Below are 19,969 nucleotides of genomic sequence, written 5' to 3' on the forward strand. Positions count from 1 at the left end.
CCAAAAAAAACTAGAGGAGGAACGCTATGATAAAAAGATGCACCCTAATGATGCGGGTCTTGTTCTTGGCCCTTTGCGCGGTGATGCTCGTCGCGCCTCAGGCCCGAGCCGAGTATCCCGATCAGACCATCAAGTTCGTGGTTCCGTTCCCGGCGGGCGGCTCGACCGACATCGCCGCCCGGCTGATCGCCGAGCAACTCTCCCAGCGGCTGGGAGTGACGATCGTCATCGACAACCAGCCGGGTGCGAGCGGGCTGATCGGCGCCTCGAGCGTGGTGCGCGCGAAGCCGGACGGGTACACGTTCCTGGTCACCAGCAACGGCATTCATTCCGCGGCCGCCACCGGAACCGCAAATTTCGACCTGAAGACGGATCTCGTCCCGGTCAGTCAGATCGTGGGCGGAGCGCTGATGCTCGTGGGCAGCAAGGAGGCGCCGTTCGACACCATCCAGGGCTTCGTCGAGTATGCGCAGAAGGACCCGGACAAGGTGAATATCGCGATCAACGCCGCCCTGGGCAGCGCGCATATGGCCTTCGAGCGCTTCCGGCGGATGGTGAAGATCGAGTATCAGCCGATCTTCTATCCTGGCGAATCGCCCTCGCTCGCGGCCCTGGTGTCAGGAGAGTCCGCCGTGGGCATCATCTCGGCCCCAGCAGCGCGGGCGCTGGTCGAAGACGGAAAAGTCAACGGGCTTGCGGTCACGACACAGGAACGCTTCGCCCTCCTGCCCAACATCCCGACCCTGAACGAAACCGTCGCCCCGGGATATGCGGATGGCTATTCCACGGTGATCTTCGCGCCGAAGGGAACTCCGAATGACATCGTTCAGAAGATGTCGCGGGAGATCGCCGAGGTCGTGCGGCAACCCGAGACAGCGAAGAAGCTGCTGGAGCTCGGATTGACGGCGATGGGCAGCACGCCGGAGGAGTATGCCGCCATCGTCGCCGCCGATTTCGACCGGAACGTGACGCTCATCGCCGAGTTGCGAGCGTCCGGCCTCGCCGAGTAGCCTCGGCCATCGACCGAAAGCCCGGCCCACCGGCCGGGCCGGTCGATGCATGGCGCAACACGCGCTGGCGGAATGCTGCCGCCGGCCCATGAAATCCGATCGAACAAGGTGGCGCATCGGTGCGACTCAATATCAGGAACAGGCGCCCGCTCTATGCCGGCCTCTTCGTCATCGCCATCGGCCTGGCGGGCGTCTATTTCGGTTCAGGCCTCAAATTCGGCAGGGCGGCCGCCATGGGGCCGGGGTTCCTGCCGATCGTCTGTTCGTGGCTCATCGTCGCGCTCGGCGGGATCATCGTCGCGAAATCGCTGCATGAAGATGTCGAAATCATCGAACCGCCGGTTCCGCGCCCAGTCTTCATGATCTTCCTGGCCATCGGCCTGTTCGCCCTGCTGATCGACCGCGCCGGTCTCGGCATCACGGTCTTCAGCACCGTGTTCGTGGCCAGCTATGCCGGCCGCGCCAAATTGCTCGAGACGCTCATCCTGGCGCTCGTGGGGGCGGCGGCCTCCGCCATCGTGTTCGTGGTGCTGCTCGGCCTGCCCCTGCAGGTCTGGCCGGAGCTTGGTTGATGGACAATATCCTGCTCGGCTTCGCCCAGATCCTGACCCTCGACAATATGGGCCTCTGCCTGGCGGGTGCATTGGTTGGCACGCTGGTGGGGGTGCTGCCGGGACTCGGACCGCTGGCGACGCTCGCCATTCTCCTGCCCATCACCTTCGGCCTCGAACCGCTCGGGGCACTGGTGATGCTCGCGGGGGTCTATTACGGATCGCAATATGGCGGCTCCACCACAGCGATCCTGGTCAACCTCCCGGGAGAGTCCTCGTCGGTGGTGACCTGCATCGATGGTCACGAGATGACGAAACAAGGACGGGCAGGCGAGGCCTTGTTCATGGCCGCCACCGGATCCTTCATGGCGGGCTGCGTCGGTACCCTGGTCATCGCCCTGGCGGCCCCCAGCATCGGCGCCTTCGCCCAGCAATTCGCTTCGCCGGAATATACCGCGCTCTTGATCTTCGGCCTCATCGCGGCCGTGGTGATCGCATCTGGATCGGCGGTGGAAGCCCTGGTCCTGGCGCTGATCGGGGTGTTGCTCGGGTTCGTCGGCACCGACATCAATTCAGGTGCCGAACGCTATACTTTCGGCAGACTCGAGCTGCTCGACGGGCTCCAGTTCGTGCCGCTCGCGCTTGGGTTTTTCGGCATTCCGGAAATCATCGCCAATCTGGAGCATCCGGAGCAGCGGAAGGTGCTCACGGCCAAGCTGGGCAGCATCTGGCCGCGATGGCCGCAGATCAAGGCGGGGCTGCCGGCGATGATCCGCGGCACCGGCCTCGGGACCATGCTGGGCGTGCTGCCCGGGGGCGGGGCGCTGCTGAGTTCCTTCGTGTCCTATTCGGTCGAGAAGCGCCTGGCCACGGATCCGAGCCGCTTCGGAAAGGGTGCGGTCGAGGGCGTGGCCGGCCCGGAGGCTGCGAACAATGCCGGCGCGCAGACCTCGTTCATCCCCCTGCTCACTCTGGGCATTCCGTCCAACCCCGTCATGGCGATCATGATGGGGGCCATGATCCTGCACGGCATCCAGCCCGGCCCCCAGGTCATCGCCAAGCAGCCCGAGCTCTTCTGGGGCTTGGTCGCGAGCATGTGGATGGGCAATCTGTTCCTCCTGGTGATCAACCTGCCGATGATCGGCCTGTGGGTGAAGCTGCTCTCGGTCCCGTATCGACTGCTTTTCCCATTGATCGTGGCGATCGCCTGCATCGGGATCTACAGTGTCAATAATTCCGCCTTCGACGTGTTCACCGCCATGATCTTCGGCGCCATCGGCTATGTGTTCTACAAGCTCAAGCTTCAACCGGCGCCGCTGCTGCTGGGATTCATCGTGGGGCCGCTGCTGGAGGAGAACATGCGCCGCAGCCTGACGGTTTCCCGCGGCGATCCAACGGTGTTCTTCACCCGCCCGATCAGCGGCGTGCTCATGGCGGGAGCCATCGTGCTGCTGCTCGCGCTGCTGCTGCCCGCCATCCGGCGCGGGCGCGAAATCGCCCTCAAGGAATGATCATCAAAGGAGGAAGCCCCCCATGTATCTCGCCACCGATCCTCGCTCGACTCTGCACACCAAGACCGCGGCCCAGAAACCCGTGCCGGCGGCCTACCACGGTGCGGATTGCCTGAAGTTCTACGAAACCGGCCCTTCGGAACAGTCCGACCTGCACCAGAGCTGGCTTGGGCGCGGGCAGAATTTCATCGTCGATTATTGTGTCGCCAAGGACGGCGCGGTGCTGGAGCGTCGCAATCAAGCCGATGAGTACATGGTGATCCTGCCGGATCATTCCACCGCGGTCTCCGTCAGCTGGGGCGACGAAACCGTCGCGCTGGAAGGCTATTCGCTGACCATCGTGCCGCCCGGGGACAGCACAATCATGGTGCAACAGGGCGGCGTGATCGTGCGGCTGTTCACGTCACAGGCCACCGACCTCGCGGCGGCCTGCCTGAACCGGGAATCCTATAGCCAAGCCGATCCCAACGTCCCGGCCTTGCAGGCCTGGCCGGATCCGGCAGAGGGCCACCGCATTCGCAGCTACAGCCTGGACGTGCCCGAGGAAACCGGACGCTTCGGACGGATCTGGCGCTCAAGCACCTTCATGGTGAACATCTTCTATCCGCAGGGGCCGCGAGACATCACCAAGATGTCGCCGCATCACCACGACGATTTCCAGCAGGGTTCGCTGATGCTGGAAGGCGAGTGCATCCATCATCTCCGCTGGCCCTGGACCCCGGACATGACGATCTGGAAGGAGGACGAGCATTTTGTGTGCAAGTCGCCGTCATTGGCGATCATTCCGCCGCCGACCATCCATACCACGCAGATGACCGGCCCCAACAATCTGCTGATCGACATCTTCTGCCCGCCGCGGGAGGATTTCTCCCTCAAGGACGGATGGGTGCTCAACCATGACGACTATCCGATGCCGAAGGATGCGACGGGGGGCGCAGCATCGGGTTGAGGGCTGGCTCCTTCGGGGTGCTCCGATGGGTTCGCGTGGGTCCGGCGCCGATTAGAGGGCGCCGGTGATGTTGCCCTTCATGAGAATGGGGCCGGTGGGACGACCGATGGGGGACCCACCCTCCGGCTCCAGGGTGATCTCGTAGAGCTGGTTCTCCGTCGGGGCCGGCAGCCCGCCGACGGAAAGGTCGGTGCCGCGCATACGGTCGAGCAGACCGATGGAGACGGGGCCGAGGCTGCGGTTCCACAATGTCCAGACCTGGAGCGACTTGCCTTCCGGGACGTCGATGGTCTGGATGGGGACGAGCTCGATGCGGCCGTCGGCAAAGGCGTTCACGATGGCGGCGGGGCGATCACCCTCGCCCATGAGGATGGCCACCGAAGAGGGACGTTGTGCGTCGGAGGAGAGCCACGGTGCCGAGACCGCAAGCACGAGGGCGATGGCCGTCGCTGCCATGCCGATGCCGCGCCAGAGGACCAGGCTGTCCCAGAAATCGGAGAATGATCTGCGCACGGAACGCGTTTCGGCTGCAGGTGTGGCGGTCGCATGGAGGCGAGGGGAGGATTCGAGGCCGGAGGCAATTCGCTGCCACAGTCCAGCATCGGCCTCTGCGGGCGCAGCCGTCTCATCGAGCTCACGCAGCCGGTCGCGCCACGCTTCGACCATGGCCGCGAACTCACGATCCTCGGCCATCAGGCGGTCGCATTGCCGGTTCTCCTCGGCTTCCAGGAGACCAAGCACATATTCCGACGCCAGGCGCTGCCTGCTCTCCTCGGTCATGCCATGCACTCCCGCAGAGCCACGAGGCTGCGGCGGATCCAGGACTTGATCGTGCCGAGCGGAACCCGCAGACGCCCCGCCAGCTCGCCGTGAGACAATCCATGTGTATAGGCGAGGACGATCGCCTGACGGCGCGCGGGCTCAATGTTGTCGAGACACCGGCGCAAGGCACTCGCCTCCGACAGGGCAACGACCAGAGCCTCGGCGTCCGGCTCTTCGGCAGGCTGGTCCTCGACCTGGTCATCATGGACCAGATCGGTGCGGGACTCGTTGCGCAAAAGATTGAGAGCGCGATGGCGGAGGATCGCGAACATCCAGGTGGAGGGGTCACCACGTTCAGGGTCGAAGCTGGCCGCGCCCTCCCAAATCTTCAGGAACGCATCGTGGACCACGTCCTCGGCCAGATCCCGCCGGCGCAGCATGCGCAAGGCGACCCCGAGCATCCGCGGCGCCAGCACATCGTAAATCTCACGCAACGCCGCCTGATCCCGCCGGCTGCATCGCTGCAAGGCGGCAGTCAGCTTGATCTTTTCCGCCTGCTTGGGGCTCGGAGTTGGCGTCATCGTCCGGATGGATACCGTTCACATGAAGGCTGCTCCGACTTAGGCAATGCGGGGGCTGTCACGCAAGGCAGAAATTTTTCAGGCGGCGTGCATCCAAGCCTAAGTCTCATGTGTATCCGCTCTACCCGCCGAGCAATTCGGCCAAAAAGGAGAGTGGACATGAAAACGGCTTTGATGGCTCTGACTCTTGTCGGCGTCGTTTCGGGAGCGACCCAGGCGCAGGCGCAATCCGTCGCCGCGCTGGTGGCCGATAACATGATCGCGATCGTCGACGCGAAGGCGATGACCTTGGGCGAGCCCAAGACGGTGAGCGGCGTCGAGGGCATGATTGTCGGCATCGACGTGCGGCCCGCGGACGGCATGCTCTATGCCTTGTTCAGTGATGGTACGGTTGCGACCATCGATGTGGAGACGGGAAAGGCCACGTCCAAATCCAAGCTGGACACGATGCTGACCCCGGGCACCAAAGGCACGGTGGATTTCAATCCGGTGGCGGATCGCTTGCGGGTCATGGGCAGCGACGGCGTCAATCTGCGGGCCAATGTGGATGATGGCAAGGTGACCAAGGACGGTAAGCTGGCCTTCGCCGACTCCGACATGCACAAGGGCGAGCAGCCGAACATCGTCGCCGGAGCGTACACGAACTCCATGAAAGGCGCGAAGGAGACGGCGCTCTACGACATCGATGCCACCATCGGCGGCCTGATCAAGCAGGCTCCGCCCAATGACGGCGTGCTCAATGCCGTCGGCAAGCTCGGCGTTACGGGTGATGTCTTCGCCTTCGACATCGTCACGATGGCGGACGGCACCAATGCGGCCTGGCTCATGGCCGGGGACGGCCTGCACAAGGTCGACCTGAAGACCGGCAAAGCGACCCTGGTCGGGCCCATCGCCGGTGCGACCACGCCGGTCCGCGATATCGCGATCCTCCCCGACATGTAAATGAGCCTGGGGCAGCTTACCGGCGCAGCGCCTCACTCCGTGGGGCCTGTGCTCCCTTCGGCTGCCGAGGCGTTGCGACTTTTTTACGGTGAGTCGCGAGCCAAACTCGGTATTGTGCGCCCGGCCAGGATGCCGGGCGCCGATCGTCGCCCCAAGCATCTGTCGGCAATGTCATTCAGAATGTCTCGTTGATCAACGAGCGACAGAGGAAACCAGATGCAGCGCCGCGACATCAATGCTCCAGATGCACCCGCCCCCGCCGGACGATATTCCCAGGCGGTCGAAGTGACCGGTGCCACGAAAACCGTCTATCTCAGCGGACAGGTCGGCACCGACAAAGAGGGAATGATCCCGGAGGACGCTGCCGAGCAGTGCCGCCTCGTCTGGGCCAATATCACCGCGCAGTTACGCGCCGCAGGAATGACGACCGATCACATCGTGAAGATCGTCACGATCCTCACCGACCTGTCCTATCTCGGGGCCAACCGCACCGCGCGCCAAGAGGCGCTGGGCGAGTGCCAGCCGGCCAGCACATTGATCATCGCCGGGCTGGTGGATCCTGCCTTGAAGGTCGAGATCGAGGTGATCGCCGTCTCCTAAACGCTCACTCAAGGGAGAGGAGCCGCACTCCAAGCGGCCGCTCTCCCGATCCTCCTCCGCATCGAAACTCCGGCACTGGCTCCCCTGCGAGCGGCCGGTGCCGCTGCTGTCCGGCGCTCCCCTCTCAAGGCGGCTATTGACAGCCTCGGGAGCTTGTCATTTACTGCTGTCTCGTTGGTCAAAAAAGATGACGACTAAGTCAGTTTGACTGCTGTGGCTGCCCAGGGCCATCCCGGGCTTGGCTGGGGAGAGGGTAGATGACAGACGAAATGATGCTGAAGCGCGTCCTGCAGCGCGGGATCTCGCGGCGCCAATTCATGTATGCAGCGGCGGGGCTCGGGGTCAGCCTGGGAGCGGCGGACCTGCTCTGGACCGCGGAGGCGCGGGCACAGGGCAAGCCGGGCGGCATTCTGAAGATCGGCCTCGCCGGGGGCGCCACCACGGACTCCCTCAATCCCGCCACCTATACCGACACCTTCATGGTGATGATCGGCTATACGGTGCGCGGCAATCTCACGGAGGTCGCTCCCGACGGCTCGGCGGCCGGAGAAATCGCGGAAAGCTTCGAAGGATCGGACGGCGCCAAGAAGTGGGTCTTCAAGATCCGCAACGGTGTCACGTTCAGCAACGGCAAATCCCTCACCCTCGACGACGTCATCGCGTCGATCAACTATCACCGCGGCGAGAGCAGCACATCCGGCGCCAAGCCGCTGCTGACCGCCATCAGCGACATCAAGGCCGATGGCAAGGACACGGTCATCTTCACATTGCTCGAGGGCAATGCGGATTTTCCCTTCGTCCTCGCCGATTATCACCTCAACATCATGCCGTTCAGCGGCGACACGCCGGCTCTCGACATCGGCGCGGGGCCCTACACGTTGAAATCCTTCGAGCCGGGCGTCAAAGCGGTGCTTGAGCGCAACCCCAGCAGCTACAAGAAGGCTTATGTCGACGGCGCCGAGATGATCGCGATCTCGGATGCTACCGCGCGGCAGAACGCCCTGGTGACGGGCCAGGTCGACATGATCAACCGCACCGACCTCAAGACCGCCCACCTGCTGGCGCGCAACAAGACGATCCGGATCGAAGACGTCCCGGGGCGCATGTATTACAACATGCCGGCGAATGTGACGGTCGATCCCTTCAAGAGCAACGATGTCCGCCTCGCCTTGAAATTCGGCATCGACAGGCAAGCCATCGTGGACAAAATTCTGTACGGGCACGGTCAGGCCGGCAATGACCAGCCGATCACGCCGTCCTATCGCTACCATGCCAAGGACCTGGCCCCCCGCGCCTTCGATCCCGACAAGTCCAAGTTCCATCTGAAGAAAGCCGGGCTCGAGTCCATCGACATCCAGCTGAGTGCCGCAGATGCGGCCTTCCCCGGTGCTGTGGATGCCGCCGTGCTCTATTCAGAGGACGCGAAGAAGGGCGGCATCAACATCAAGGTCGTGCGCGAATCCAATGACGGGTACTGGGACAATGTCTGGCTGAAGAAGGATTTCTGCACGGCCTATTGGGGCGGGCGACCGACCGAAGACGTCATGCTGACGATCGCCTTCGCCAAGGGAGCCGCCTGGAACGAGTCCGACTGGGACAATGCGAGGTTCAACGAATTGCTGGTGGCCGCCCGCGGCGAGCTCGACGAGAGCAAGCGCCGGTCCATGTATGAGGAGATGCAGCACATCATCAGCGACGATGGCGGCGTGGTGGTCCCCGTCTTCGCCAATCATGTGGAGGGCGTCTCCAACAAGGTGGGCCACGAGAAAGAGGTCTCGGGCGTGTGGGAACTCGACGGCGCGCGCTGCATCGAACGGTGGTGGTTGACGTGACAGTCTAGGCGACAGGGACTGCGTCCGGGAGCAGAGCGATGGCCACCCACCGAAGCGGGCTAGCAACGGCATTCACACAGGTCGATGTCCATCGGCCGCGGCCCGGACACAGTCTCCCTCAAGCGTATTACGTCTCGCCGGAGATCTATCAGCGCGACATCGAGCGCATGCTCATGCGTCACTGGATCTGCGTCGGGCACGCAAGCGCGATCCCCGAGGCGGGCGACTACTTCACCTATGAGCTCGACCGCGAGTCGGTGATCATCATCCGGGGACGGGACGGCGTGATCCGTGCCCTGATGAATGTCTGCCGTCATCGCGGCTCGCGGATCTGCTACGACAGCTCGGGTCATGCCAAAGGGGGACTGCTGATCTGCCCCTATCATGCCTGGGTGTTCACGGCCGAAGGCGCCCTGCGCAACGCACGCATGATGCCGGCCGATTTCGATGTCGACGCACACGGCCTGCGACAGATCCATCTGAGGGTCATCGAAGGCCTGCTGTTCATCACGTTCGCGGAAGAGGCCCTGGGACTGGACCAGGTCACGGAGACGATCAGCACCTCCCTCGGCGTCTATGGCTGGGGCACGGCCAAGGTGATCCACCAACAATCCTATCTCCTCGATGCCAACTGGAAGCTGGCCGTGGAAAATCAGATGGAGTGCTATCACTGCGCGCCGTCGCATCCCGACTATACGCGGCTGCATTCACAAGCCCGTCCGGGCGTCGACGACATGACCGCCGCCATGCAGAGCCGGACCGCCGCGCAGGGGATCCGCATCCCCTCGCGGGATCAGTGGGCACTGGAGGCGCAGCCCGGCCAGGAAGCGGATTACTGCGCGAGATATGCCATGTGGGAGGGCATCCAGACGGGGAGCGAGGACGGCGCTAGCGTTGCACCCCTCATGGGACAGTTCACCGCCTTCGACGGGGGGACGACATTCGTCTATGCGGGGCCCGTGACATTCTTCATCGCCTATAGCGACTATGGGGCGATCTTCCGGTTCACGCCGCGATCGGTCATGAAGACCGAGCTCCATGTCACCTGGCTGGTGAACGAGACGGCCGTCGCCGGGCGCGACTTCGACATCGACAAGGTCACGTGGCTGTGGCGGGTCACCAATGACGCCGACAAGCAGATCATCGAGCAGAACCAACTCGGCGTCGCCTCGCGCTTCTACCAGCCGGGACCGTATGCGTTGCCGATCGAAAACAGCACGAAACGGTTCACCGAGTGGTATCTGCACGAGATCGACGCGGAGAGCGCAGCTTAGTCACGCCACAGGGATTGCTTCCGCAGCCACAACCGAGGGGGCGGGAATAACGTCCGGGGGCAGACGAACGGCGCCGATGCCCAGCAGGACAGCGGCGCGTCCCTCCAAAGTCGCCGGATCGTTCATGCACTGCGTGGCCACGTAGATTTCGGCCGCGCCGGCGGCAATGAGGTATTTGGCGCCGAGCTCGGTATTGTCATTCTGACGGATGGTGAACTGGGTCGGCTTGCTGTCCGTGGGGGCGCCATCGTCATCGACATCGCTGACGGCAACCTTCTGCAGTCCACTCCGGAGAACATCCAGGAGCCCCTTGCCCGCGGTCAAGCGAGCGAGTGCAGCGGCCGCCGCCGGATCGTCGGATGTCGCCGTCGCCATGGCGCGCTCCAGTCCGTCACTGCCCATGGCAGTGATCACCCGCGCCAGGAAGGACGATGCCTCGTCCAGCTGATCCAGCGCATCATTGGCGTTCTCGACGGCTTCGTCGAAGACGGTCTGATCGACCCCGGCCTGCTCATCGACGCCGTTGCTCATGATCGTGCCGGCATCGACCAGATCCTGCGCGGCAATGATGATCTGGGCCAGCCGATCAATGTCGAGTTCGGGAGATAGGGCGCGGATATCATCGGGATTTCTCAACTCGTCCGTCATCGCCATGTGAATGCTCCCGAGACTGAATCGTCCCTCCACAGCAATCGAGGAGGTGTCTCTTAAGTTCCCGGATCGCGCGAAGATCGGGTGCGGCATCGGCGCTTGAAGAGGCCCGGAACACGGGCTGTTGATCGCCGCTGCCGGCCATCCGGCGGGAACAACCCGCTGACGGCGCGCATTAGGATGACATGCGCCCCGGACACCGCCGACCGACAGGCTTTGCCGCGGCCGTTCGAAACGATCGGAACATGCCATGCAACATTCTTGGACTTCCGGGATTAACAGGCGAGACCTGTTGGTCGCCGGAGCCGCTTCGGCAATGGCCACCACCGCGCCAGCCCTTGCCGAGAGCCCGACCCAAACCATTGGTGCAGCTTCCATGACCGACTCCTCCGCCGTCGCGACACTGTCCTTCACCGTGAACGGAGAGGTGCGCGACGTCACACTCGACACCCGCACGACTTTGCTGGATGCCCTGCGGGAGCATTTGCAGCTCACCGGCACCAAGAAGGGTTGCGATCACGGCCAATGCGGCGCCTGTACCGTGGTCGTCGAGGGGCGGCGGATCAATTCGTGCCTCACCTTGGCGGTGATGCATGAGGGCGAGAGCATCACGACCGTCGAAGGGCTCGGAACGCCTGAGGCCCTGCATCCGATGCAGGCCGCCTTCGTCCGCCATGACGGCTATCAGTGCGGCTATTGCACTCCAGGACAAATCTGCTCCGCCGTCGCCGTCCTGGATGAGATCAAGGCCGGAATTCCCAGCCATGTCAGCGCCGACCTCATGGCTGCGCCGGAGGCGACCGATGCCGAAATCCGCGAGCGGATGAGCGGCAATATCTGCCGTTGCGGCGCCTATTCCAACATTCTCGATGCGATCAACGACGTCGCGGGGAGGCAAGCATGAAATCCTTTACCTATGAGCGGGCCAGTACCCCGAAGGAGGCCGCCGCAGCCGCCGCCCGCGGCGAGACGGCGAAGTTCATCGCCGGCGGCACCAACCTTCTCGACCTGATGAAGCTCGAAATCGAGGTGCCGACCCATCTGATCGACGTGAACCGGCTCGGGCTGGATCGGATCGAGAGCACGCCTGAGGGCGGCCTGCGCATCGGCGCGCTGGTGCGCAACACCGACCTTGCGGCCGACGAGCGCGTGCGCCGTGATTATGGGGTCCTGTCGCGGGCGCTGCTTGCGGGAGCCTCGGGTCAGTTGCGCAACAAGGCAACGACCGCGGGCAATCTCCTGCAGCGGACGCGCTGTCCGTATTTCTATGACAGGAACCAAGCTTGCAACAAGCGTCGGCCGGGCAGCGGGTGCAGCGCCATCGGCGGGTTCACGCGGCAATTGGCCGTGATCGGCGGCAGCGAGGCCTGCATCGCGACCAATCCCAGCGACATGGCCGTGGCAATGCGGGTTCTGGATGCCAGCATCGAGACGGTTCAGCCCGACGGGCAGACACGTGACATCCCGATCGAGACGTTTCACCGACTTCCCGGAGACACGCCGCATGTGGAGACGGTCCTCGCAGACGGCGAGTTGATCATGGCCGTGACCTTGCCCAAGCCTCTGGGTGGGGTGCATGTCTATCGCAAGGTCCGTGACCGCGCGTCCTACGCTTTTGCGCTCGTCTCGATCGCGGCCATCGTGCAGCCCGACGGGACGGGGCGGGTGGCCGTCGGAGGCGTGGCCCACAAGCCCTGGCGGATGGAAGCGGCCGAGGCGGAGATGCCGCGCGGCGCCAAGGCGGTCACCGAGCAGCTGCTTGCCGATGCCCATCCGACCGACGACAACGCCTTCAAGCTGCCGCTCGTTCAACGCACCCTCGGTGCCGTGTTGGCGCAAGCAAGGAGCTGAGGCGATGAAGTTCGAGACGGAAGCCACCACCAATCCCATCGATCAGCTGAAGGTCATCGGCCGTCCCGTGGACCGCATCGAAGGCCCGCTTAAGACGACGGGAACTGCTGCCTATGCGTATGAACATCACGATGTGGCAGACAACCAAGCCTATGGGTATGTGGTGGGCGCGGCCATCGCCAAGGGCCGGATCGGCGCCATCCACAAGCAGGATGCGGAGCGCGCAGCCGGGGTGCTGGCGGTGGTCACGGCGGACACTGCCGGCAAGCTCGGCAAGGGATCCTTCAATACGGCCAAACTGCTCGGCGGACCCGACATCGAGCATTACCACCAGGCGATCGCGCTGATCGTTGCCGAGAGCTTCGAGCAGGCTCGGGCGGCCGCGCAACTGCTGCGGGTGGATTATGTCCCGGCGGAAGGCAGGTTCGATCTCGCCGCAGCCAAGGATAGCGCCCAGATCCCGAAGATGGACGACAAGCCCGACACGGCGGTCGGCGACTTTCTTGGGGCCTTCGGATCGGCGGACGTCCAGCTCGATGCCTTCTACACGACGCCGGACCAGTCGCATGCAATGATGGAGCCGCATGCCTCGATCGCCTCCTGGGAGGGCGACGAACTCACGGTGTGGACCTCCAATCAGATGATCGCCTGGAGCGTGGGCGACCTGGCGAAGACGCTCGGGATCGGCAAGGAGAAGGTCCGGCTCGTCTCGCCGTTCATCGGCGGAGGGTTCGGCGGCAAGCTCTTCGTGCGGGCCGACGTCGTGCTCGCCGCGTTGGGTGCGCGTGCCGCGCGGCGGCCGGTCAAGGTTGCGCTGCAGCGGCCCCTGATCATGAACAACACCACGCACCGGCCGGCGACGATCCAACGGATCCGCATCGGAGCCGGGAAGGACGGCAAGATCACCGCCATCGGCCATGAAAGTTGGTCAGGCGATCTCCCCGGGGGCGGGCCGGAGGTCGCCGTGATGCAAACGCGGCTGCTCTATGCGGGCGCCAACCGCATGACGGCCTTGCGGCTGGCGGTCCTCGACCTGCCGGAAGGCAACGCCATGCGCGCGCCGGGCGAGGCGCCCGGGCTGATGGCGCTCGAAATCGCCATGGACGAGATGGCGGAGAAGCTGGATCTCGACCCGGTCGAGTTCCGCATCCGCAACGACACGCAGGTCGATCCGGAAAATCCGGAGCGGCCCTTCTCCCAGCGGAACCTCATCGAATGCCTGCGCAGGGGGGCGGATCGATTCGGTTGGGCGTCGCGGGTGGCGACGCCGGGGCAGGTTCGCGACGGACAGTGGCTGATCGGCAAGGGTGTCGCTGCGGCCTTCCGCAACAATCTGCTGACGAAGTCCGCCGCGCGGGTGAGGCTCGGCCGGGATGGGCTCGTGACGGTGGAAACCGACATGACCGACATCGGCACGGGCAGCTATACCATCATCGCGCAAACTGCTGCCGAGATGATGGGGGTCGGTCTCGACAAAGTGCTCGTGCGGCTTGGAGATTCCCGCTTTCCCGTCTCCGCCGGCTCAGGGGGGCAATGGGGCGCGAACAACTCAACGGCCGGGGTCTATGCGGCCTGTGTGAAGCTCCGGGAGGCCGTCGCGCAGAAGCTGGGGTTCAATTCGGAGGACGTCGCCTTCGCCGATGGCAAGGTCCGCTCGGGCAATCGGAGTGCCGACCTCGCGGAGGCGGGCGCCGATGGCGATCTCGTCGCCGAGGACTGGATCGAATATGGCGACCTCGACAAGAGGTATCAGCAGTCGACCTTCGGTGCGCATTTCGTCGAGGTGGGCGTCGATGCCGATACCGGCGAGGTCCGGGTCCGACGGATGCTGGCGGTGTGCGCGGCGGGCCGCATCCTGAACCCGAAATCCGCCCGCAGCCAGGTGATCGGCGCCATGACCATGGGCGTCGGAGCGGCGCTGATGGAGGAACTCGCCGTGGACAAACGGCTCGGGTTCTTCGTCAACCACGACCTCGCCGGCTACGAGGTTCCCGTGCATGCCGATATCCCGCATCAAGAGGTGGTGTTCCTCGATGAGACGGACCCGACGTCATCGCCCATGAAGGCCAAGGGCGTCGGCGAGCTGGGCATCTGCGGTGTCGCGGCGGCCATCGCGAACGCCATCTACAATGCGACCGGCGTCAGAGTGCGGGATTATCCCATCACCCTGGACAAGTATCTGGATCGGCTGCCGGAGGCTTGAGCAAGAGTCCGGCGGGGCGGCTGTGCGTCCGCCGGACCTTCGTGGGCAAAAACTATTCCGTCTTGATCCAGACGGCCTTCACGTTGAGGTACTCCTCGACATGCTGGACGCCGGATTCGCGGCCATAACCGCTCATCTTGTAGCCGCCGAAGGGCACGGCCGGGTCCATGGCCTGGTAGCAGTTGATCCACACCGAACCGGCCCGGAGGCCTTTCGCGAGCTTGTGGGCCTTGCCGACATCCTGGGTCCAGACGCCGCTGCCGAGGCCGAAGCTGGTATTGTTGCCGCGGCTGATGACCTCGTCGATGTCGGTGAAGGGGATGGCCGAGAGCACGGGGCCGAAGATCTCTTCCTGGGCGATGCGCATCTCATCGCGAACATTGCCGAAGACCGTGGGCGGGATGAAATAGCCGTCGGCATAGTCGCCATCGGTGAGACGAGCGCCGCCGGACAAAGCGCGGGCGCCTTCCTCCTTGCCGACCTTGAGGTAACCGGAGACGCGATCAAGCTGCTCAGAGGAGACCAGCGGGCCAACCTGAGTGTCGGGATCGAGGCCGTTGCCCACTTTCAGCGAGCGGCTGAACTCCGCGACGCGCTCGGTGAACTCCTCATAGATCTTCTCCTCGACGAAGAGGCGGGTGCCGGCACTGCAGATCTGGCCCGAGTTCGAGAACACAGCCATGCCGGCGCCGGGGACAGCCGCCGCCATGTCGGCATCGGCGAAGACGATGTCGGGGGACTTGCCGCCGAGCTCCAGCGAGACGCGCTTCAAGTTGCCCGCGGAGGCGCGGATGATCTTCTGACCGGTGAGATGGGAGCCGGTGAAGGCGACCTTGTCGACGCCCATATGGGAGGCGAGGGCTGCGCCCGCCGTCTCGCCATGGCCGGGAACGACGTTCACCACGCCGGGCGGCACGCCGGCCTCCTCGCAGAGTTCGGCAAGGCGCAGCGGCGTCAAGGGTGCTTCCTCGGCGGGCTTGAGCACGACGGTGCAGCCGGTCGCCAGCACGGGGCCGAGCTTCCAGATCGAGGCCGTGAGCGGGCCGTTCCAGGGGATGATCGCCCCCACGACGCCCACCGGCTCCTTCAAGGTGTAGGAGAAGATCTGGCCGGGCAGCGAATTCTCGATCGTCTCGCCGTGAATGGACGTCGCCTGGCCCGCATAATAGCGCAGCATGCCCACGGCGCGGGCGCGATTGCCGCGCGTCCTGGTGATTGGCGCGCCCATGTCGAGAGTGTCGAGGGTGGCCAAGTTCTCCATGTCGGCTTCAACGAGATCGGCGAGCTTCAGCAGAAGTCGCTGGCGATCGGCCGGCTTGAAGCGGCTCCAGGGCCCTTCGAAAGCACGACGCGCCGCAGCAACCGCAAGATCGATATCGGCCGCATCACCCTCGGCGACCTGCGCGATGACCTTGCCGGTGGCCGGGTTGTAGGTCGCGAAGGTCTTGCCCGAACGAGCCTCCACCCATTTGCCATCGATATACATCCGCTTGGTGGAGCCATCGAGAAACGGGTGCTGAAAGGCGTCCGCCTTATTGATCACATTCATCGTTCACGTCCTCGGAAAGTTGTGAAGCCGACTGTAAATATTTGGGAAATAGGGATATTTTCAACAACTCATTCGCAATACACACCGAAGTTGTCAAGCTGTTCCTGACTTCTGGAGATGGTTTCCATGACGTTGCTGTCGCCGGTGGAGACCAGGAGATGGGCCAGAGCCTGGGCGATTGCAAAGGCCGGCAGAACGGTCGGAAACAAGGAATCGGACGAATTGTTCACGATGAAATTCAGGCTATCCTCATTGGTCACCGGCGAGACCCGGCTGTCGGTGACGGTGATGATCTTCGCACCCCGCTTGCGCGCGAAGTTGACCGCCTTCACAGCGTCCATCGTGTAGGGGCGATAGGAAAAAACCAGAAGCACATCGCTGACCTCCATGCCCCTCAGCTCATCGGCAAAGGTGCCTCCCGTTCCCGTCAGCAGGATGGTCTTGCCGGAGAAGAACCGGCAGACATAATGAAAATAATAGGAGACCGCGAACATGCTGCGCAGGCCTACAACGTAGATCCGGCGACATTTGTCGATGATGGCCACGGCCTTTTCGAGGCTGGCAATGTTCTCCGCACTGAAGGTGTCGCGGATGTTGGACATCTCCCGCTCGATATGCTCGCTCAAGATCGGCCCGCTCGGGCCCTGGGGGTAATGCTCGCGAACGGCATGTGCGCGCCGCAGCCAGTCGGCCCGGCTGCCGCGCACGGCGTTCTTGCGAAAGCAATCCCTGAAGGACTGGTAGCTGTCGAAGTCCAGTTCCCGTGCAATCCGCAGCATGGTGTTGGGATGAACATCGGCGCGCTTAGCGGTGGCGCGCATGGAATTGATGGCGATCTCCTCGGGGTGATCGATGACGAAGCGCGCCGCAGCCCGCAATTTGGGACTGAGCTGCCCGAAGCGAGACTTCAAGAGCTCAACGATGGCCGCAGGCTCCAGCTGATCCGTCGTCGAGGGCGTCGTCAATTTCACCTGACTTTCATACACACTGCGTCTTCCGGCAACGCGGATACCGGAAGACGGCCAAGCTGAAGCTATCCATTCACGAGCGAACGCACAGGGCGCGTCTGCTCAGCCATTCCACCAAGCCTGGACAGATCACCATAGCGTTTCTCGAGCAGCGGCATAACCTCGCTTCCGAAGCGTTCCATGGATTTCAGCACCTTAGCCTGGGGCATACCGGGAATGCCCATGAAGCAGCTGATGTGGTCGGGCCCCAGGGCGTCGATATCACGGGACAGGCGTTCCGCGACCGTTTCGGGATCTCCCATGGGCAGGCGCTCCAGGATCTCCTCCAGCGGGGGCTCGTCGTCGGCGGGCACTTCCTGCATGAAGGCGCCGTCGAACTTCCCATATTTTCCGCGCATGGCTGCTGCGATCCGGCGAATGTAGCGCGCGCCATCGGCTGCCTGAAGGGCCTCTTCACGGCTGTCGGTGACGAAGATGTAGCGCTGGATGGCGAAGGGCATGGTGGAGACATCGCCACCGGCTGACGCATAGGTGGAGGCGAGGCCTTCCTTGACCTTGGCCACGCTGGCCACATCGCTCCAGCCGGTGGTGAAGAAGGGGGTGTAACCGCGCTCCACGGCCCGTCGCTGGGTCTCCACATCGCTGCCCATGCCGGCGACATAGACGGGCATGTGCTTCTGCACCGGCCTGATGGAGAAACTCGTCTCCGGCATCTGGATGCGCGTGCCATTGAACGAGAAGGTCTCGTTGTTCAGATAGGCGTGAACGAAGTCGAGAATCTCCAGAAGGTCGGTGCGCGCCTGCTTCAGGTCCCGGCCGAATTTGTGAAACTCGTATTCCTGGTAGCCGGAGCCGAAGCCGAGGACGAGGCGGCCGTCGCTGATCTGGTCGGCGACGCCGATATCCTCGGCGAGGCGGACGGGTTCGTAGAGCGGGGCGACGATGACAGCAGGACCCACCTTAATGGTGCTGGTCTGGCCCGCCATGTAGGTGCTCATGGCCAGCGGCGACGGGCACATGCAGTAATTGGAGAAGTGATGCTCGGCGAACCATGCGACCTCCATGCCGATCTGCTCGGCAATCTTCACGTGATCGAGGGTTTCGCGATAGATCAGGCCGGGCGTCTTGGCTCGGTCGCGTTGGGTCATGAGCGAGAACAGGCCGAAATGCATTGAACTCTTCCTTTGCTGAAGCTGAGGTCAGAAGCCGACGATGGTCTCGCCGCCGTTCGGACTGATGGACTGGCCGGTCACGAAGTCGCCCGAGGGCGACGCGAAATAGGCGACCGCATAGGAGATCTCTTCGGGCGCCGCCCATCGGCCGACGGGGACGAGCTTCTCCTTGATGCGGATCTTCTCCCATCCCTGGACCTTGATGGGCATCTCGGTGAGGACACCGCCGGGGCAGACCGTGTTGACGAGGATGTTGTAGGACGCGAACTCCTTGGCCCAGGCCTTGGTGAAGCCCTGCACCGCCGTCTTGGCCGCGCAGTAATGCGAAGCCGTCGAATGTCCCGTCATGCCCCAGATGGACGAGATATTGATAATGCGTCCGAAGCGCCGCTGCTTCATGCCCGGGATCACCGCCTGAGTACAGAAGAAGGTGCCGCGGACATGAATGTCGAACATTCGTTGAAAGATCTCCTCATCAATCTCCTCCACGGTCGCGTGGTGGCCGATGCCAGCATTGTTGACAAGGATGTCGATGGGGCCAAGCTGCTTTTCGGCCTCCGCGACAAGACGCACCATGGCGGGAGCATCGGAGACGCTGTCGTGGAAGACGGCGACGCGCCGCCCGAGGGCACGGACCGCATCGGCTGCGGCTGCGGCATCCTCCTTCAGCACATCGTGAATGACGATGTCGGCGCCGCGTGCCGCCAGCAGTTCGGCATGCGCCCGGCCCATGCCACGGCCCGATCCGGTGATCCAGGCGATCTTGCCTTCCAAATTCGTCGACTTGTCCATGTGTATGTCTCCTCAGATGCCGACGATGACTTCGCCGCCATTCGGGCTCAGAACCTGGCCGGTGATGAAGTCGGCCTCGGAGGACGCGAGGAACGCGACGGCATAGGCCATCTCAATCGGCTCGCAATACCGCTTGAGCGGCACCTTCTCCTCCTTGGCCCGCCTTGTCTCCTCAGTGTCGAAGCGGAGCGGCCCGCCGGAGCGCACGCCGCCGGGGGCGACCGCGTTGACATGGACGTTCCAGGGCGCGAATTCCTTGGCCCAACATTTGGTGAAGCCGATCAAAGCGGCTTTCGCACCGCAATAGTGAGAGGCGACCGGGGCCCCCGTCATTCCCCAGATCGAGGCGATGTTGATGATCTTGCCGTAGCGGGCCTCCTTCATGGCGGGAATGACCGTCTGGGTCGCGAAGAAGGAGCCGCGCACATGGACGGCAAACATCCGGTCGAAGTCGCTCTCGGAAATGTCGGTGAACTCGGCGCGCTGTCCGAAGCCTGCATTGTTGACCAGGATGCCGATCGGGCCGAGGGCTGCCGCTGCGCTCTTCACCATCTCCTTTACGGCCTTGGTGTCGCCCATGTCGACGGTCTCGACGTGCGCACGGCGGCCGCGTTCGCGCACCATCTCCGCCGTTTCGGCCGCCTTTTCACCGTCCAGGTCGGCGACGACGATGTCGGCGCCCCTTTCCGCCATGAGCAAAGCATGCGCCCGGCCCATGCCGCCTCCCGAGCCGGTAATCAGGGCGACCTTGTTGTCCAGAATGGGCATCGA

General features: G+C 63.7%; 19 protein-coding genes. 11 read left to right on the top strand and 8 right to left on the bottom strand.

Going from position 1 to position 19,969, the window contains the following annotated elements:
- Positions 1–26 precede the first annotated feature (26 nt).
- From FKM97_RS04165 to FKM97_RS04180, 4 genes are all read left to right on the top strand, one after another.
- Positions 27–1,010, top strand: a complete 984-nt coding sequence (locus tag FKM97_RS04165) for a Bug family tripartite tricarboxylate transporter substrate binding protein (protein ID WP_143957912.1) — start codon at positions 27–29, stop codon at positions 1,008–1,010.
- A gap of 119 nt (positions 1,011–1,129) precedes the next feature.
- Positions 1,130–1,582: a tripartite tricarboxylate transporter TctB family protein gene (locus FKM97_RS04170; RefSeq protein ID WP_170240737.1), complete on the top strand. Its 453-nt coding sequence runs from the start codon at positions 1,130–1,132 to the stop codon at positions 1,580–1,582.
- Positions 1,582–3,072: a tripartite tricarboxylate transporter permease gene (locus FKM97_RS04175; RefSeq protein WP_143957914.1), complete on the top strand. Its 1,491-nt coding sequence runs from the start codon at positions 1,582–1,584 to the stop codon at positions 3,070–3,072. The genes FKM97_RS04170 and FKM97_RS04175 overlap by 1 nt, the downstream gene beginning before the upstream one ends.
- Positions 3,073–3,094: 22 nt before the next feature.
- Entirely contained in the window at positions 3,095–4,021 is a 927-nt protein-coding gene (locus tag FKM97_RS04180; RefSeq protein WP_143957915.1) for a cupin domain-containing protein, read from the top strand.
- A 51-nt stretch (positions 4,022–4,072) separates the two neighbouring features.
- On the opposite strand, the gene FKM97_RS04185 is transcribed toward FKM97_RS04180, so the two are convergent.
- Complete coding sequence (locus FKM97_RS04185) at positions 4,073–4,801, bottom strand: anti-sigma factor (protein ID WP_143957916.1); 729 nt, start codon at positions 4,799–4,801, stop codon at positions 4,073–4,075.
- Complete coding sequence (locus FKM97_RS04190; protein WP_143957917.1) at positions 4,798–5,364, bottom strand: sigma-70 family RNA polymerase sigma factor; 567 nt, start codon at positions 5,362–5,364, stop codon at positions 4,798–4,800. The genes FKM97_RS04185 and FKM97_RS04190 overlap by 4 nt, the downstream gene beginning before the upstream one ends.
- A 159-nt stretch (positions 5,365–5,523) precedes the next feature.
- Between FKM97_RS04190 and FKM97_RS04195 the strand changes: the two genes are divergently transcribed.
- The 4 genes from FKM97_RS04195 (at position 5,524) to FKM97_RS04210 (ending at position 10,012) form a co-directional block, all read left to right on the top strand.
- A complete protein-coding gene (locus FKM97_RS04195) occupies positions 5,524–6,306 on the top strand; it encodes a DUF4394 domain-containing protein (RefSeq protein WP_143957918.1) in 783 nt (260 codons plus the stop codon).
- Between the two features lie 216 nt (positions 6,307–6,522).
- Complete coding sequence (locus FKM97_RS04200) at positions 6,523–6,906, top strand: RidA family protein (protein WP_143957919.1); 384 nt, start codon at positions 6,523–6,525, stop codon at positions 6,904–6,906.
- Between the two features lie 257 nt (positions 6,907–7,163).
- Positions 7,164–8,738, top strand: coding sequence for an ABC transporter substrate-binding protein (locus FKM97_RS04205; protein WP_143957920.1), 1,575 nt, complete (start codon positions 7,164–7,166; stop codon positions 8,736–8,738).
- A 38-nt stretch (positions 8,739–8,776) separates the two neighbouring features.
- Positions 8,777–10,012 (top strand): aromatic ring-hydroxylating oxygenase subunit alpha, encoded by a 1,236-nt coding sequence (locus FKM97_RS04210; protein WP_143957921.1) that lies wholly within the window; start codon positions 8,777–8,779, stop codon positions 10,010–10,012.
- Here the strand turns inward: FKM97_RS04210 and FKM97_RS04215 are convergent, their stop codons facing one another.
- Entirely contained in the window at positions 10,013–10,666 is a 654-nt protein-coding gene (locus FKM97_RS04215; protein WP_143957922.1) for a hypothetical protein, read from the bottom strand.
- A gap of 313 nt (positions 10,667–10,979) precedes the next feature.
- Here FKM97_RS04215 and paoA point away from each other — a divergent pair, with 313 nt between their 5' ends.
- From paoA to paoC, 3 genes are read left to right on the top strand one after another with little or no spacing between them, the layout of a single operon-like run.
- Positions 10,980–11,567 (top strand): aldehyde dehydrogenase iron-sulfur subunit PaoA, encoded by a 588-nt coding sequence (gene paoA / locus FKM97_RS04220; RefSeq protein ID WP_246104935.1) that lies wholly within the window; start codon positions 10,980–10,982, stop codon positions 11,565–11,567.
- Complete coding sequence (locus tag FKM97_RS04225; protein ID WP_143957924.1) at positions 11,564–12,514, top strand: FAD binding domain-containing protein; 951 nt, start codon at positions 11,564–11,566, stop codon at positions 12,512–12,514. Before paoA ends, FKM97_RS04225 begins: the two co-directional genes overlap by 4 nt.
- 4 nt (positions 12,515–12,518) lie before the next feature.
- Positions 12,519–14,717, top strand: coding sequence for an aldehyde oxidoreductase molybdenum-binding subunit PaoC (gene paoC, locus FKM97_RS04230; RefSeq protein WP_143957925.1), 2,199 nt, complete (start codon positions 12,519–12,521; stop codon positions 14,715–14,717).
- A 52-nt stretch (positions 14,718–14,769) separates the two neighbouring features.
- Here paoC and FKM97_RS04235 read toward each other — a convergent pair whose 3' ends face one another.
- The 5 genes from FKM97_RS04235 to FKM97_RS04255 all read right to left on the bottom strand — a co-directional run bounded on the left by FKM97_RS04235 (position 14,770) and on the right by FKM97_RS04255 (position 19,966).
- The gene (locus FKM97_RS04235; protein WP_143957926.1) at positions 14,770–16,266 is read right to left on the bottom strand and encodes an aldehyde dehydrogenase family protein; all 1,497 of its coding nucleotides are present in this window, start codon (positions 16,264–16,266) and stop codon (positions 14,770–14,772) included.
- Between the two features lie 68 nt (positions 16,267–16,334).
- The gene (locus FKM97_RS04240) at positions 16,335–17,237 is read right to left on the bottom strand and encodes a MurR/RpiR family transcriptional regulator (RefSeq protein WP_143957927.1); all 903 of its coding nucleotides are present in this window, start codon (positions 17,235–17,237) and stop codon (positions 16,335–16,337) included.
- A 62-nt stretch (positions 17,238–17,299) separates the two neighbouring features.
- Positions 17,300–18,406 carry an LLM class flavin-dependent oxidoreductase gene (locus FKM97_RS04245; protein ID WP_143957928.1) on the bottom strand — a complete coding sequence of 369 codons (1,107 nt, stop codon included), beginning with the start codon at positions 18,404–18,406 and terminating at the stop codon, positions 17,300–17,302.
- Positions 18,407–18,433: 27 nt separating this feature from the next.
- Positions 18,434–19,198: an SDR family NAD(P)-dependent oxidoreductase gene (locus FKM97_RS04250; protein ID WP_143957929.1), complete on the bottom strand. Its 765-nt coding sequence runs from the start codon at positions 19,196–19,198 to the stop codon at positions 18,434–18,436.
- 12 nt (positions 19,199–19,210) lie between these two features.
- Positions 19,211–19,966, bottom strand: coding sequence for an SDR family NAD(P)-dependent oxidoreductase (locus FKM97_RS04255; protein ID WP_143957930.1), 756 nt, complete (start codon positions 19,964–19,966; stop codon positions 19,211–19,213).
- Positions 19,967–19,969: the final 3 nt, after the last annotated feature.

The sequence above is a fragment of the Rhodoligotrophos appendicifer genome (genome assembly GCF_007474605.1).
Lineage (GTDB): Bacteria > Pseudomonadota > Alphaproteobacteria > Rhizobiales > Im1 > Rhodoligotrophos > Rhodoligotrophos appendicifer.